The 15,033-nt window shown below is 42.5% G+C and carries 14 protein-coding genes and 1 pseudogene; 12 read left to right on the top strand and 3 right to left on the bottom strand.

The genetic code is table 11. From position 1 onward, the window contains the following. The first annotated feature begins 12 nt into the window (after positions 1 to 12). From MUCPA_RS34655 to MUCPA_RS34640, 4 genes are all read left to right on the top strand, one after another. Positions 13 to 552 (top strand): cupin domain-containing protein, encoded by a 540-nt coding sequence (locus tag MUCPA_RS34655; RefSeq protein ID WP_008513210.1) that lies wholly within the window; start codon positions 13 to 15, stop codon positions 550 to 552. Positions 553 to 651: 99 nt separating this feature from the next. Beyond that, complete coding sequence (locus tag MUCPA_RS34650; RefSeq protein WP_008513208.1) at positions 652 to 897, top strand: hypothetical protein; 246 nt, start codon at positions 652 to 654, stop codon at positions 895 to 897. Between the two features lie 14 nt (positions 898 to 911). After that, the gene (locus MUCPA_RS34645) at positions 912 to 1,988 is read left to right on the top strand and encodes a glycoside hydrolase family 130 protein (protein WP_008513207.1); all 1,077 of its coding nucleotides are present in this window, start codon (positions 912 to 914) and stop codon (positions 1,986 to 1,988) included. Positions 1,989 to 2,387: 399 nt separating this feature from the next. After that, a complete protein-coding gene (locus MUCPA_RS34640; protein WP_008513205.1) occupies positions 2,388 to 3,959 on the top strand; it encodes a sensor histidine kinase in 1,572 nt (523 codons plus the stop codon). 469 nt (positions 3,960 to 4,428) lie between these two features. Here MUCPA_RS34640 and MUCPA_RS34635 read toward each other — a convergent pair whose 3' ends face one another. After that, entirely contained in the window at positions 4,429 to 4,881 is a 453-nt protein-coding gene (locus tag MUCPA_RS34635; RefSeq protein WP_008513203.1) for a pyridoxamine 5'-phosphate oxidase family protein, read from the bottom strand. A 61-nt stretch (positions 4,882 to 4,942) separates the two neighbouring features. Next, a complete protein-coding gene (locus MUCPA_RS34630) occupies positions 4,943 to 5,503 on the bottom strand; it encodes a helix-turn-helix domain-containing protein (protein WP_008513201.1) in 561 nt (186 codons plus the stop codon). A gap of 484 nt (positions 5,504 to 5,987) precedes the next feature. Here MUCPA_RS34630 and MUCPA_RS34625 point away from each other — a divergent pair, with 484 nt between their 5' ends. The 6 genes and pseudogenes from MUCPA_RS34625 to MUCPA_RS39665 all read left to right on the top strand — a co-directional run bounded on the left by MUCPA_RS34625 (position 5,988) and on the right by MUCPA_RS39665 (position 12,006). Continuing rightward, the gene (locus MUCPA_RS34625; protein WP_008513200.1) at positions 5,988 to 6,341 is read left to right on the top strand and encodes a cupin domain-containing protein; all 354 of its coding nucleotides are present in this window, start codon (positions 5,988 to 5,990) and stop codon (positions 6,339 to 6,341) included. Next, positions 6,334 to 6,978, top strand: a complete 645-nt coding sequence (locus MUCPA_RS34620; protein WP_008513198.1) for an HAD family hydrolase — start codon at positions 6,334 to 6,336, stop codon at positions 6,976 to 6,978. The genes MUCPA_RS34625 and MUCPA_RS34620 overlap by 8 nt, the downstream gene beginning before the upstream one ends. Continuing rightward, positions 6,965 to 8,164, top strand: a complete 1,200-nt coding sequence (locus MUCPA_RS34615; RefSeq protein ID WP_008513196.1) for an acetate/propionate family kinase — start codon at positions 6,965 to 6,967, stop codon at positions 8,162 to 8,164. The genes MUCPA_RS34620 and MUCPA_RS34615 overlap by 14 nt, the downstream gene beginning before the upstream one ends. A gap of 6 nt (positions 8,165 to 8,170) precedes the next feature. Beyond that, positions 8,171 to 10,561 carry a phosphoketolase family protein gene (locus tag MUCPA_RS34610; protein WP_008513194.1) on the top strand — a complete coding sequence of 797 codons (2,391 nt, stop codon included), beginning with the start codon at positions 8,171 to 8,173 and terminating at the stop codon, positions 10,559 to 10,561. Further along, positions 10,554 to 11,591, top strand: coding sequence for a class I fructose-bisphosphate aldolase (locus MUCPA_RS34605; protein WP_008513192.1), 1,038 nt, complete (start codon positions 10,554 to 10,556; stop codon positions 11,589 to 11,591). Before MUCPA_RS34610 ends, MUCPA_RS34605 begins: the two co-directional genes overlap by 8 nt. A gap of 23 nt (positions 11,592 to 11,614) precedes the next feature. Next, positions 11,615 to 12,006 (top strand): annotated as a pseudogene (locus MUCPA_RS39665) (triose-phosphate isomerase). A gap of 135 nt (positions 12,007 to 12,141) precedes the next feature. Here MUCPA_RS39665 and MUCPA_RS34595 read toward each other — a convergent pair. Continuing rightward, complete coding sequence (locus MUCPA_RS34595; protein WP_008513190.1) at positions 12,142 to 12,906, bottom strand: PRC-barrel domain-containing protein; 765 nt, start codon at positions 12,904 to 12,906, stop codon at positions 12,142 to 12,144. Between the two features lie 271 nt (positions 12,907 to 13,177). Here MUCPA_RS34595 and MUCPA_RS34590 point away from each other — a divergent pair, with 271 nt between their 5' ends. Then, entirely contained in the window at positions 13,178 to 13,960 is a 783-nt protein-coding gene (locus tag MUCPA_RS34590; RefSeq protein WP_008513189.1) for an HAD-IIB family hydrolase, read from the top strand. Next, complete coding sequence (locus MUCPA_RS34585; RefSeq protein WP_008513187.1) at positions 13,947 to 15,020, top strand: glycoside hydrolase family 130 protein; 1,074 nt, start codon at positions 13,947 to 13,949, stop codon at positions 15,018 to 15,020. Before MUCPA_RS34590 ends, MUCPA_RS34585 begins: the two co-directional genes overlap by 14 nt. The last annotated feature ends 13 nt before the right edge of the window (positions 15,021 to 15,033 follow it).

Here is a 15,033-nt window from a genome sequence, read left to right as displayed (position 1 = left end):
AAAAGATTTACCATGAAAAAATTATTGTTTCCAATTGCGCTCTTAACAGCAACATTAGTATTTGCCAATGGTTTAAGAGCCGCCGGCCGACCGTCAGGGTCAATGCTGGTTACAGACACTATCCTGAAGGCTAAACAAACCCAAAAAACGCAGATGAAAGGATTTAAAACAGACATCCAAAAGGATGCTACCGAAAACAAGAACTTCAGAAAGGTACTTTATACCGCCAAACACCTTCAGCTAGTGCTGATGAGCCTGAAGCCTGGCGAGGAAATCGGCTCGGAAACACACGCCAAAAGCGATCAGTTCTTTCGGTTTGAAGGAGGCAGTGGGAAATGCATCATTAATTCAACCACCTATATCGTAAAGGATGGCGACGTTATTATAGTACCTGCCGGATCTAAACACAATGTTATTAATACCGATGCGTACAAGGACCTGAAACTATATACAATTTATGCCATACCGCAGCACAAGGACGGCATCATACGTGCCACAAAAAAAGATGCGGAACAGCATGAAGCTAAATTTGATGGTAAAACAACGGAATAAGTTTTCCTTATCAATATATTTGCCCGGCTGCATTTTAAATGTTGCAGCCGGACTTTTAAAGTATAGAAGTGAACTTTATTCTTCGCCGATACCCATCTTATGAAATTCCTGCGATTTAATTTTTGTCACCCTGTTAAAGGGAATGTTCATCTAACGTTATTATCTAAAGATACCCCTAAAAGCCAGCATTCGGTATTTGACAGCCAAGAAACAAATCTGATCGAAGTGCCGATTGACCATTGTGAGGATGGAAAATGGAAAATTGAATTAGACTGGGAATATGAAAATGAATTCTTTATGCATAAAAAGGAGTTTGAAATCAAAGCCCACAAAAAGATTTATTAGCTAACTATTACCACATGGATGAACTTCAAATGCATCGTATCGGGATAATCATGAGGCCTGAACCAGGCAATGAGATGGAGGTCGAAGGTGTATTGAATCCTGCTGCAATTCGCGGACCTGACGGAGACCTCTATTTATTCCCACGGCTGGTGGCGAAAGGTAATTATTCGCGTATTGGCATAGCAAAAGTAATATTCGATGAAAAAGGCGAACCGGTTGGTATAAAGCGTCTTGGAATCGTATTGGAACCCGAGGCCGAATATGAAAAAAGGCCGGAAGGTGGCGGGTGTGAAGACCCGCGGATTACCTATTTTGAGCCGATACAGCAGTACATCATGACGTACACTGCCTTCTCGTCAAAGGGGCCGCGTGTTGCTTTAGCTATTTCAAAAGATCTACTTCACTGGGAACGTTTAGGGCTCGCGGATTTTGCGGATTATAAGCTGATCACCTTTAATGACGTATATAATAAAGATGCCTGTATTTTTCCCAGGTCGATGACGAGTCCGCATGGCGATACTTCCATGGTAATGCTGCATCGCCCGTTATTTCCCGGCACTACCCCTGAAGATATCATGTGTGACCCCCAAGATCGCAGGATCAGAGACCACCACGAATGTATCTGGATATCCTATAGTGATCTGATGTTAAATGGCACTAAGGCTGAACACTTACAGGAGTTTGAATCGAATAGTCCGCTGGCACTGCCGGAAGCGGCCTGGGAAAAGATCAAGATCGGTGCGGGAACACCGCCGGTGATGAGCCAGCACGGCTGGCTGATGGTTTATCATGGTGTCCATCAAACCTTGCCTGTTAACAATGAACCTCATCACCTGGTTTACTCAGCCGGGCTGATGATTTTAGATAAAGATCACCCTGACAAAATCCGCTACCGTTCAACAAGCCCCGTATTGAAGCCTGAGTTATTGGAAGAGCGCGTTGGGATTGTCCAAAGCGTCGTTTTTCCAACGGGAATTGACAGGCGGGACGATTTGGGAACGCCAAACAGGTTTGATATCTACTATGGCATGGCGGATAATTGTATTGGGGTGGCAAGACTTGATATCCCTGATAACATAACTCTATTTTAGAAAAACAATATAACACAACAGTGCATTCCATTATATCCCTGAAAAATAGAAACCATTTTTCGCACTTAGTAATTATCGGATAAACATTTCAAAAATTATACCTAAAATTTTAACGGTCTTTTTAAAGTACACGGGTACTCCCTCTTAGAAAAACCGAGTGAAATTTCCGGCATCCTTACTCCTTAGACAAAAAAAGAAGTTACTGACCGCTGGCCAGTCATTTATCTATAAGACAGCCGTATAACCAACTCGAATTTTCACGCATGACCGGAAATTGCCAATTAAAACCCGGAAAATACCGATCGCAAAATTCTATGGAGCGATTATTGACGTAAATGTAAATTAACAATCCGCATTTTTATTTACCGTTAATAATCGTTAGCTGCGTCGGCGGCCATTATGGATACAAACAACATTGCGGAGCAATTAATCATTGCCAACCAGGATAAGGCCAGATTTGAAGCAGAACTGATCCTTGCGAATATAGAGCTGGATTTTCAGAATGAGGAAAAACAGAAGCGCTCGGCAGAACTGACTATTGCCAATAAAGAACTGGATTTTCAGATCAGAGAAAAAGCGGATCGTGCTTCCGAACTAATTCTTGCTAATAAGGAGCTCCATTTCCAAAACGCAGAAAAGGAAAAACGTGCAGCCGAGCTGGTTATCGCCTACAGCCAACTGGATGTACAGAACCGGGAGCGTGAAAAGCGCGCTGCTGAGCTCATTCTGGCCAATATCGAACTCATTTTTCAAAATGGAGAAAAGGAAAAACGTGCTGCCGAGTTGGTTATCGCCTATAGCCAATTGGATTTTCAAAACCGGGAGCGTGAAAAACGCGCTGCCGAGCTAATCCTGGCTAATACTGAATTGATTTTTCAAAATCAGGAAAAGGAAAAACGTGCTGCGGAACTTATACTTGCCAATAAGGAACTGATCTTTCAGAATATTGAAAAGGAAAAACGCGCTGCAGAACTAATTATAGCCAACAAAGAATTACTTTTTCAAAATGAAGAAAAAGAAAAGCGGGCGAATGAGTTAATTATAGCCAATAAGGAATTGGTTTTCCAAAATCAGGAAAAGGGTAAACGTGCAGCGGAACTCATCATTGCAAATATCGAACTTGATTTCCAGGACGAGGAAAAGGAAAAACGCGCAGCTGAACTCTTGATCGCGCTAAAAGAATTGGGCTATCAGGATGAAGAAAAAAGCAAACGTGCTGCTGAACTTATTATCGCCAACCGGGAACTGCTGGTTCAAAAACTCGAAAAAGACAGGAGAGCGGTCGCCGAAGCTAAGAAAGACGAATTTTTCAACATGGTAAGTCATGAATTTAAAACCCCATTGACGAATATTAAAGCCATTCATCAGTTACTGGAGAAAAAAACAGACAAAACGGATAAGATTTATCCTTTTCTTTCCAATGCGAGCAACAGCATCAAACGACTTGAAAAACTGATCGCGGACCTGTTGGATGTCACCAAGATCAATTCTGGACAAATTGATCTGAATATTGCCGCATTCTATTTTGCAGATGCTTTAACCAATAGTATTGCTAATGTTGAATTGGCTTCTATTCAGCATGAGATAATTCTTCAAAACTCCGTTGATCTTTTTTACGGCGGAGACCAATACCGGATCGAACAGGTATTGATCAACCTACTGACTAATGCCATTAAATACTCACCGGATGCTCACCAGGTAATAGTTCATGCATCGATGGATAATGGCCAGATATCGGTATGCGTAGAGGACTTTGGAATAGGAATCGACAAGAAAGATATGGTGCATTTATTCCAGCGCTTTTATCGGGTCAGTAAAACAGCCTTACAATATCAGGGTGTCGGACTCGGTTTGTATATCGCTTCGGAGATTATAAAAAAACATAAAGGGACTTTTTACATCAAAAGTGAACCTGGAAAAGGCAGCACTTTTTGTTTTAATTTGCCTTTAAGTCCATTAAAGTTAACGTGAAGAACCAGCCGGTTAAAACATGATCTTCATGATACTTAAAGAAATCAATCTTTTAAACGTTAAGCCCCTATTATTTCTTTAATTCAGCCCAATTCTCAGCATAGGTAAACGATTACTATAGAAATCGACAAGTGATGCAATAATTTTATTTTATTGGAGGAGCGCGTTTGGATTAATGTCAAGTGGAAGGAAACGCAGTTTGAAACTGTAACCCTGTCAATCAGCTGTTGAAGGGATTGCTTTTATGCCGGGAACTAGGTTTGGCGCGTTAGTTCATTTAAGTTGCTTGTTTTTAAAATTCGGTCTTCAGGACCTTATCTGTGCCGTTGATTAGGTCGGCTACTTCTGCCTTTTCAGGCTCACGGTTTTTATTCTGGACACAAAGCTGGTAAATTTCGGCCAGCAAGCCGATGTGCTGGTAGCCAGGAAATCTATGGATTCATTTTTTTGAGTATAAAGTGAAATAAGTTTACCTGGCTTCAAACCTCCCGGTTTTTTTATCTACGACGATTTTGTACATGATGAGTTCAACCGTTGTCCCTATATCACTTTCGTTATCAACGAAACCGTGTTCGCGAGTAACCGAATCATCGATAATAAATGGCGTAATTCTATCCGTCAATTGTTGTAAAACCTTTTGCTGTTCGGCCATTCCGGTAATCTCTTCAAATTTTCCCCATGCGATCACGCTTTGCCAGTCGGTCACGTTTTTTATTTTATCTACTTCAAAGCAAATTTCCGGGTTCTGCCTCATCATATCGATCTTCATCCCTTTAACAGAATGGCAATAAATGTTTGTGCCATCATACACATAATTAACTGGCACAATGTAGGTAACGCCTGCTGAATGGCATCCAAGGCGGCCGATCAGCTGGTCTTTCAACAGGGCTTCTATTTGGTTGTTGTCTAATTCTCTTAACATCTTTATTTTTTTATGATCTTTTAATAAGAAACTTTAAGTAAGCGTCATGCGCTTTATTATTTCAGGGATCGACGATGCCCAATTGTCTGTTTTCTTTAAACTTTTTAAAATGGGACGGCGTTAAACCTGTAATTTTCTTGAATTGGTTGGAAAGATGAGCTACGCTACTGTAATGTAATTTATAAGAGATTTCCGTTAACGAGAGTTCATCATAGACCAACAACTCCTTTACCCTTTCTATTTTATGCATGATAACATAATGCTCAATATTGATTCCAACCACTTCCGAAAATAAATTAGCCAGGTAGGTGTAATCATGGTTTAATTTCTCACTTAGGTAGTCAGAGAAATTAACCTTTGCAGGCTCATCGGAATAATGGACCAACTCGATAATGACTTTTTTTATTTTTTCAATCAGGATACTCTTTTTATCATCCAGTAATTCAAGGCCATGCTTCAACAGTAAAGTTTTAAATTCCAGCAATTGAGCATTAGACATGGTTTCCAAAATTTCCACTTCACCAAGCTCGACGATAATGTAATGAAGAGATAATTTTTTGAGTTGCTGTTTGACCACCATCTTGCAGCGTATACATACCATGTTTTTAACATAAAGTTTCATATTCTAAAGGGGGTAGGAACGTAAAATCAATGATTTGCTGAACGGTCTTATAACGACAGCAGAGCCGTCATAAGAAGTAAATTTGATGGATGGAACACATTGTTGAATTACATTGAATTTATTGCTTGATGCGTTCATGTAATACCAATATGCATAACGATAAGGAATAAAAACAAGATTAGTTTTAATCAAATCGAAAAATAAAAAACCTCAGGTTAAATTCTCGATTTTAGTTTTCTACAACGGATATCATCATCTGACTTACAATCTGCTATTCCCTTATCGTTATGACAAATCGGCCATTCTTAATGTGTGAAATATGTAACATTTCTAAGGAGTTGTGTAACAATTAGAATTCCCGGTCACGCCATCTTTGTGCTAGAGATTTTAACTGCTCTGAAATACCCTCAATTAGAATCTACCTTCTGATAGCTAAAAAAAATCACAAAAAGAAAAGTGTAAAAAGATATTTAAATCAAAAACCATGGAGAAAAACGCATCAGATAACACTGAACTGGAAACAGGTAAAGCACACATTATCGTGGAGATTATTGAATATGTACCCAATGCCGTCGTCATCAAAACCATTATTAAAAAATCGACAGGAAACATCAGCATTATGTCTTTTGACAGCGGGGAAGGATTAACCGAAAAAACGAGCCCTTTCGATACTTTCGCGCAGATCATTGAAGGAAATGCAGAGATTGTTATTGATCATGTTTCCAACCATCTTAAAGCAGGTATGGGTATTATTATACCTGCACACCTCCCCAACTATATCAAACCAAACGGCCGTTTTAAAATGATTCAAACCGTTATTAAAAGTGGTTATGAATAAACAAAACATTACAGGCCTGTTCCTGGATATCGGCGGTGTCTTGCTTACAGATGGCTGGAACCGCATTGCACGCAAAAAGGCTGCTGAATATTTTAAGCTGGACCATGATGTAATGGAAGACCGTCACCACATTACCGTGGAGACCTTTGAATTGGGTAAAATAACACTTGAGGAATATTTGAGAAGGGTTGTTTTTGTCGATCATCAGAATTTCGAAATACAGGATTTTAAAGAATTTATATTTGCCCAGTCTACGGGCAATTTCGAAATGCTATCCCTGATTGCTGCACTTAAAAAGGAGCACAATTTAAAGATCGTGATCGTCAGTAATGAAAGCCGTGAATTGAATGAATATAGAATAAAAAAATTCGGTCTGACTGATCTTGCTGATTGTTTTATCTCCTCTTCTTTTGTCCGCCTTCGTAAACCCGATACCGATATGTTTAAGCTGGCATTAGACATTTCGCAGGTGCCCGCCAAACAAATTATCTATATCGACGATCAACTCATGTTTGTCCATCTCGCTGAAAATTTTGGCATCAATACCATTCACCATACAGATTATCAGTCAACCAAAGCAAAATTAGGATCCTTTGGACTGTGCGTAATTAATGATAGCTATAATGGAAGCAGGTAAAAACCAAGTGCTTACCATCAACGGTGGTTCATCGAGCATCAAGTTTGCTTTATATCAAGCCGATATAAGGTTAAATGAGATACTGTCAGGCGAAATAGAAAATATCGGCCAAAAAAGCATTGCACTGCGATTTAAAAATCCCGGGCATCATCCGACTCATAAAATTGACCTTAAAACTAATGACTATGAATCCACCGCTAGCTGGCTGATTGGGTGGCTGGAAAAACAGGTAGATTTTGAACTGGTCAAGGGGATTGGGCATAGGGTGGTTCAAGGCCTGGACCATGATAAACCGGAAAAGATCACCGATGATCTAATGAACGATTTGAAAAAGATCAGCGCCTTCGATCCCGAACATCTGCCTGAAGAAATTAAAATGATCTCCGTTTTCAGGAAGCGCTACCCGGACCTGGTACAAGTCGCCTGTTTTGATACTTCCTTTCATACCACTATGCCGCCTGTGGCAAAGTTAGTCTCCATTCCACGTCGATTTCAGGCTATGGGTATTAAACGGTACGGCTTTCACGGGCTTTCTTATGCCTATCTAATGGAACAGCTTGACCTGGAAGAATGGCGTGAAACGTCGAGGCACAGAGTGATACTAGCGCATTTGGGGAACGGCGCAAGCCTCGCAGCTGTTAAAGAAGGTAAAAGCATAGATACCAGTATGGGGTTTTCACCGGCGGGCGGTATACCTATGGGTACACGGTCCGGTGATCTTGACCCTGGGGTAGCCTGGTATTTAATGAAAGCCCAATCGCTTAGCCCTAAACAGTTTAATCAGCTTGTTAATCATGAATCCGGCCTGTTGGGTATTTCTGAAACCAGCGCCGATATGAGGGAGCTGTTAAAAATCCAGGCAAATGACAGGCGCGCTGCAGAAGCCGTTGAGCTATTTTGTTACCAGGCCCGAAAATCCATTGGCTCATTTGCCGCAGCCCTTCACGGTTTAGATACGCTGGTGTTTTCAGGTGGTATAGGTGAAAATTCTCCCGAGGTCCGTGAAAGGATCTGTCACGGTCTTGAATTTTTAGGTATAGAGCTGGATAAAGAAAAAAATTCAAATAACGAACCGTTTATCTCTGCCGACATCAGTACGATATCAGTTCGTGTCATTCCAACAAATGAAGAATTAATGATAGCGAAGTCGGTTTGCGATGTTTTGGACTATAACATTAAAAACTAAACACCTATGGAAACAGCAATGACCAGCCCCGAGGTTGAAATGATATCCCCGGAGTTAATTCAAAAAATGAATGCTTACTGGCGTGCGGCCAACTACCTGTCCGTCGGGCAAATTTACCTGTACGACAACCCGCTGCTGAAAGAACCGCTAAAATTAGCCCATGTAAAACCGCTTGTGGTCGGGCATTGGGGAACCACACCCGGCCAAAACTTCATTTATGTACACTTAAACCGTGTTATTAAGGAGTACGATCTGAATATGTTTTACGTAGCCGGCCCCGGTCATGGCGGCCCGGCGATCGTAGGCCAGGTTTACCTAGAAGGTACCTGGACAGATGTTTATCCCAATGTAACCAGGGATGAGGCTGGCTTAAAGAAGCTTTTTACACAGTTTTCCTTTCCCGGCGGGATTTCTAGTCACGTCGCACCCACAACTCCAGGCTCGATCCACGAGGGCGGTGAACTGGGTTATTCACTCAGCCATGCTTTCGGGGCTGCCTTTGATAATCCAGACCTCATCGTAGCCTGTGTTATTGGCGATGGTGAGGCAGAAACGGGACCATTGGCTACAGCCTGGCATTCTAATAAGTTTTTAAACCCAATCACCGACGGTACGGTACTTCCTATCCTCCATTTGAATGGTTACAAGATCAGTAACCCAACGCTGCTGGCCAGGATTGAACATGAAGAGCTGGAAAAATTCTTGGAGGGCTGTGGCTGGACACCTTATTTTGTAGAGGGTGATGACCCCGAAGCCATGCACCTGTTAATGGCATCTACCCTGGAAAAAGTAATTGCACAGATCCATCAGATTAAAAATGATGCAATAGCAAACGAAAAGTCAGTCAGGCCGCGCTGGCCAATGATCGTGTTGCGCTCGCCCAAAGGATGGACGGGGCCTAAAATAGTCGACGGGTTTCACGTTGAAGGCACATTTCGGTCGCACCAGGTTCCGCTTTTAATTGACGCCGATCATCCGGAACATGTAGCGCAATTGGAAAGCTGGATGAAAAGCTATAAACCCGAGGAATTATTTGATGAGAACGGCACCCTGATCCCGAAATTAATGGATTTAGCGCCAAAAGGTGACCGGAGGATGGGTTCCAACCCACATACCAATGGTGGCTTGCTACTTCATGATTTGCGTATGCCTGATTTTCACATGCATGCGGTAAGTGTACCATCACCCGGTTCAGTTAGTGTTGGGGATACTACGATACTCGGAAAATTTCTGGCTGATGTCGTGAAACTTAATCCCGATAATTTTCGTGTTTTTGGCCCTGATGAAACCCTATCTAATCTGCTCGGAGCTATTTTTGAGACGACCAATCGTCAATGGGATGCCAGACAGGCGGAGTATGATGAGTTTCTGGCACCCGAAGGCCGTGTGCTTGACTCACAACTTAGCGAGCACCAGTGCGAAGGCTGGCTGGAAGGTTACCTGCTGACCGGCAGGCATGGCATATTTAACAGCTATGAAGCGTTTATCCGTATCATCGATTCCATGTTTAGTCAGCATGCCAAATGGCTGAAGGTAACTAAAGAGTTGCCATGGCGAAGAAATATCGCGTCGCTTAACTATTTGTTGGCCTCTCATGTATGGCAGCAGGACCATAATGGCTTTACGCACCAGGACCCGGGTTTCCTGGATCATGTGATCAATAAAAAAGCTGACATTGTGCGCGTTTATTTACCAGCCGACGCCAACTGCCTGTTATCGGTTGTTGATCATTGCTTACGAAGCCGGGATTATGTCAACGTCGTAGTGGCTGGCAAGCACGCCTTACCGCAATGGCTGACTATGGATGCAGCTGTTATACATTGTACAGAAGGCATCGGCATTTGGCAATGGGCGAGTAATGACCAGGACTCAGAACCCGATGTGGTGATGGGCTGCTGCGGAGATACCCCGACCTTGGAGGTACTGGCTGCTGTTTCCATCCTGCGGGAGCATTTGCCTGAGTTGAAAGTCAGGGTAGTGAACGTTGTTGATCTGATGAAATTACAGTCAGCCAGCGAACATCCTCATGGGTTAAGCGACCTTGATTACGATTCACTCTTCACAAAAGATAAGCATATTGTCTTTGCTTTTCACGGTTACCCATGGCTGGTTCACCGCTTAACTTACCGAAGAACAAACCGTAATCTTCATGTGAGGGGTTATAAGGAAGAAGGCACTATTACCACCCCTTTTGATATGCGTGTACAGAACGATCTTGACAGGTTTCACCTGGTCATTGACGTGGTTGACCGTTTAGAAAATTTAGGGGCTAAAGGTTCTTACCTGAAACAAATAATGCAGGACAAACTAATCGAGCACAAGCATTTCATTGACATACATGGCCAGGATATGGCGGAGATCCGTAACTGGAAATGGAACATAATTAACCATGAATGAACAGACACTCATAACGACCGCCAAGGCGCTGACAGCAGGCTATAAGGGCTTGCTGGCTATGGATGAAAGTAATAGCACCTGTAACAAAAGGTTTGAAGCCATCGGGATTCCGCAAACCGTAGAATATCGCAGAGCTTATCGGGAATTGATCATTACTACGCCGGATCTGGGCAAGTATGTCAGCGGGGTGATCCTTTACGATGAAACCATCCGTCAGCAAAAGAAAGATGGTACAACGTTTATAAAAGTCATCCTTGATGCAGGTATTATACCGGGAATAAAAGTTGACATAGGCGCAAAACAACTGGCAGGGCATCCCGGAGAAAAGGTGACGGAAGGTTTGGATGGATTACGTGACCGGCTAAAAGCGTATGCGCTAATGGGTGCCTGTTTTGCTAAATGGCGTGGCGTTATCAGTACTGATGATACTTTGCCAACCCATGGCTGTATAGCGGCAAATGCCCAGGCACTGGCACGTTATGCCGCCCTATGCCAGGAAGCTGGACTCGTACCTGTTATAGAACCGGAAGTGCTGATGGATGGCGACCATAGCATCCATCAGTGCTTCGATGTAACGGAGGAATGTTTACGAGCAGTTTTTGCCGCGTTATACCTGCAGAATGTGATGCTGGAGGGAATAATATTGAAACCCAATATGGTACTGCCGGGATTGTCTTGCGAGGTACAGGAATCGATAGATGAAATTGCTGATGCTACGATAAAATGCCTGTTGCGAAACGTGCCGGCAGCGGTGCCAGGCATCGCTTTCTTATCAGGTGGCCAGCCCGCCGAACTGGCTACTGCCAGGCTGAATGCAATGAATGTACGATTCAAATCGGGCATGCCATGGGATATTGCCTTTTCTTTTGCCCGTGCCATTCAGCAACCAGCGCTGGAAATATGGAAAGGGTATGAAGCTAACGTTTTAGCAGCGCAGCAGGCCTTATATCACCGTGTGACGTGTAATGCCGCTGCCCGTCGAGGGGAATATAACATGGATGTCGAGAACGCTGGCCAAAGCGGTACTTAATTCATCAGATAAATAACCACACGATGCGAAATAAAGTTATAGCGGCAAACTGGAATATGAACGACAGTTATTTAAAAGGTTTAGCCTTATTTTCAGAAATGCTAAAGCTGGTACACGAGGAGGTAAAGGGTAATCGGGAAATTATTATTTGCCCTCCATTTATCCACTTGCATGTATTTGGCCAACTATCAAAAAATCATTCCCGAATATCAATTGGCGCCCAAAATGCGCACCAATCGGACTCGGATGCGAGATTTCCGCGAAAATGATACGGTCAACATGCGCAGACTATGTGATCCTTGGCCTTTCTGAACGCTGGCTTTATTTACATGAAACCAATAAACTGATTGCAAAAAAGATTGATCGGGCACTTTTAAATGCCCTGAAAATCATATGTTGCTTTCGTAACAGCTAGCAGCCTGCTTTATTTCTGTTTTGCGGGCTCTTTATAAACGATTGGGAAACCCAGATAGCTTAGGATTCATGCGTTAAATATTGGAACCGGAAAGTTGCCACAATTGAAACATTCCTTTTCTGTACAAAATTTCCCTTATAAAATTTCCATCGGAATGACAGGTAAAGTAACTTTTATCTCGCGTTCTGTTTCCCATGGATTAAATACAGTTTCTTTAAATAGCTTACTTTTTTTAACCGCTGAAATAGTAAGATCTACATATACTTTGGAATTATCCCAGTCCACTTTAAGAATATCAGCTACCGCTATAATAACTTTCTTTCCTCCTAACCAGTTATGGGTGTCAATAACCAGGTATAATAGCTGCCAGGTCTGGTCGTCAACGACAAAATCGTGAATATGCCCGATATCGCCGTCCTTTGCATGAACATGGTACCCGGTTACTTTTTTAGTACTGCGCAAATGCAAATCATCCTTAGATCCTTTTTCATCGCTGGATGGTGGCATAGTGCCTTTACCTTCAATTGACGGAAAGGGAATACTAACACCCAGATAACCACCGGGATAAAATCCACTCAACCAATAACCTTCCCAGGCATAGTGATCATATAACTCGATTTCGTGCTGACGATAAACAGGTTTATGGATATCGATATCCGGGCTATTTTCGACCTGTTTTTTTGTAAGACTGACCTTAAAAAAACGATTAAGCCAATCCACCTTTTTTACTGCATGCGGTGCGATCAAAACTTCACGACCGGATAGCCAGCCGCCGGTCTTGATGACTAAGTATTCTATTTTCCAGGTTTCATCGTCAAAATAGAATTCTTTAACGTCTCCGATTTCCCCGTTTGAAGCTTTTAAACTATAGCCTGTTAAGCTGTTTATGTTTCGTTCCATATAAGTATTTGATTTTTTTTATAGCCAACAATTTCCTGACTGATTGCCCATCAGCATGGAAGGATAACAATCGGAAAAATGCCCCTTCGGGCTTGCATAACGAAAGTAGGGTAGATTCGGCTTTGTGTTGTTATACAACTTTGTGTTTTAGTTACATGATTCACACATTGAGATATGTGTGAATCATGTAACTGATTTCCCTAATCATGTAATATTTAAAGTAATCAAAGAATCACCTTTGTATGACCTTATGGATTAGATCAGAAACCCTATGAAAAAATTAAAAAAACTGGTAGTGTTTGATCTTGATGGTACACTGGCAGAAAGTAAGGCAGCTATAGAAACTCAAATGGCCGAACTTTTAAATAAGCTCATTCAAGTTGCCAAAGTTGCCATTATATCAGGGGGCGACTGGCCCCAATTTCAAAAACAGGTTTTATCAAAGTTACCTCAAAAGCAGTTTCTAAAAAACCTCATTATACTGCCTACTTGCGGTGCTAAATATTATCAGTACAGATCAGGATGGAAGCAACTGTATACTGAAAATTTTACAAAGATCGAAGCAAATCGCATAATTGACAATTTGCAAAAAGCGGTAGCCGGATCAGGTTTGAAAATTGAAAAGACCTGGGGAGAACAAATAGAAGACCGGGGAAGCCAGGTCACCTTCTCAGCACTTGGTCAGCAGGCTCCGCTCAATGAAAAAAGAAAATTTGATCCCGACTTTGCCAAACGCAGAAAAATAAAATCCTTACTCGAAAAAACGCTTCCAGAATTCTCTGTGGAAATGGGTGGTGCTACTTCTATTGATATTACTAAACGCGGAGTTGACAAGGCCTATGGTATTTACAAACTCCATCAAATACTTGACATTAAAATCAGAAAAACTATATTCATCGGTGACGCGCTGTTTGAGGGAGGCAACGACCATCCGGCAACTACAACCGGGGTGGCTTGCATTGAAGTAAAAAACCCCGGTGAAACCAAAATAGTTATACAAACCATTATTGCTTATTTAAATATGGATAACAAAAAGAAGCATGAATCCATTTAAGTTAAACCGCCTGGGTACGATTATGAGATCCCAGCCTGGTAATCCGCTGGAAGAAGAAGGGGTTTGTAACCCGGCTGTTGTTCGTGGCCCCGACGGTCATCTGTATTTATTTCCAAGATTGGTTGCTAAGGGTAATTACTCGAGAATTGGTATTGCTCGGGTGCTTTTTAACGAAGCCGGTGACCCTTTTGGAGTAGAACGACTTGGAATAGCCCTCGAACCTCAGGAATCTTACGAAAAAAGGCCAGGTGGTGGCGGGGGGTGTGAAGATGCGCGGATTACTTACGTGGAACCTTTACAATATTTCCAGATGACTTACACCGCTTACGGGCCTGATGGGCCCCGGATCGCCATTGCACAGTCTAAGGATCTTTTAAATTGGGAACGACTGGGACTGGTTAGCTTTTCACCTTACAAGCATATTAATTTCAACGGGGTATTTGATAAGGATGCCAGCCTTTTTCCAATCGATATGCTAAGCCCTCATGGGCACCCCTCCGTGGCCATGCTGCACAGGCCGTTGTTTCCGGGTACAAGCCCGGAGGAGATCGTAAAACTTGATAAAAAGCATAAAATCGATCTTGATCTAGAAAGCATCTGGATATCTTATTGCAACTTAAAGCACGAAACCGATGCTGCCTACCGACACGCCCAATTCACCTCGCACCATAGACTGGCCAGTCCGGAGCAGGCATGGGAACAATTGAAGATAGGTGCGGGCGCGCCCCCTGTACTTACCAGACACGGCTGGCTGTTGGTTTATCATGGAGTACATGAATTAGAGGGATCAACAAAATATAGCCCGAAGTTATGTTATTCAGCAGGCGTAATGATTCTATCCGAAAACGAGCCTATGAGAATCTGCTACCGTTCTAAAGCTCCTGTGCTAATACCGGAACTGGAAGATGAAAGGATAGGGACCATAGCTAATGTGGTTTTTCCCACAGGTATAGATTGTCGGACTGACCTGGGCCAATCGGATCGTTATGATGTTTATTACGGAATGGCGGATGACTGCATTGGCGTAGCTACAATGAAAATACCGGATCTGTTGCCGTAAGATGAGATGCACT

This window comes from Mucilaginibacter paludis DSM 18603 (assembly GCF_000166195.2).
Lineage (GTDB): Bacteria > Bacteroidota > Bacteroidia > Sphingobacteriales > Sphingobacteriaceae > Mucilaginibacter > Mucilaginibacter paludis.
The sequence above is the reverse complement of the archived record's forward strand: the minus strand, read 5'-3'. Positions and strand labels throughout refer to the sequence as shown.

Coding starts and splice junctions, on each gene's coding strand:
- MUCPA_RS34655 (WP_008513210.1), top strand. CDS start 13: ATGAAAAAATTATTGTTTCCAATTGCGCTCTTAACAGCAACATTAGTA.
- MUCPA_RS34650 (WP_008513208.1), top strand. CDS start 652: ATGAAATTCCTGCGATTTAATTTTTGTCACCCTGTTAAAGGGAATGTT.
- MUCPA_RS34645 (WP_008513207.1), top strand. CDS start 912: ATGGATGAACTTCAAATGCATCGTATCGGGATAATCATGAGGCCTGAA.
- MUCPA_RS34640 (WP_008513205.1), top strand. CDS start 2,388: ATGGATACAAACAACATTGCGGAGCAATTAATCATTGCCAACCAGGAT.
- MUCPA_RS34635 (WP_008513203.1), bottom strand. CDS start 4,881: ATGTTAAGAGAATTAGACAACAACCAAATAGAAGCCCTGTTGAAAGAC.
- MUCPA_RS34630 (WP_008513201.1), bottom strand. CDS start 5,503: ATGAAACTTTATGTTAAAAACATGGTATGTATACGCTGCAAGATGGTG.
- MUCPA_RS34625 (WP_008513200.1), top strand. CDS start 5,988: ATGGAGAAAAACGCATCAGATAACACTGAACTGGAAACAGGTAAAGCA.
- MUCPA_RS34620 (WP_008513198.1), top strand. CDS start 6,334: ATGAATAAACAAAACATTACAGGCCTGTTCCTGGATATCGGCGGTGTC.
- MUCPA_RS34615 (WP_008513196.1), top strand. CDS start 6,965: ATGGAAGCAGGTAAAAACCAAGTGCTTACCATCAACGGTGGTTCATCG.
- MUCPA_RS34610 (WP_008513194.1), top strand. CDS start 8,171: ATGGAAACAGCAATGACCAGCCCCGAGGTTGAAATGATATCCCCGGAG.
- MUCPA_RS34605 (WP_008513192.1), top strand. CDS start 10,554: ATGAATGAACAGACACTCATAACGACCGCCAAGGCGCTGACAGCAGGC.
- MUCPA_RS34595 (WP_008513190.1), bottom strand. CDS start 12,906: ATGGAACGAAACATAAACAGCTTAACAGGCTATAGTTTAAAAGCTTCA.
- MUCPA_RS34590 (WP_008513189.1), top strand. CDS start 13,178: ATGAAAAAATTAAAAAAACTGGTAGTGTTTGATCTTGATGGTACACTG.
- MUCPA_RS34585 (WP_008513187.1), top strand. CDS start 13,947: ATGAATCCATTTAAGTTAAACCGCCTGGGTACGATTATGAGATCCCAG.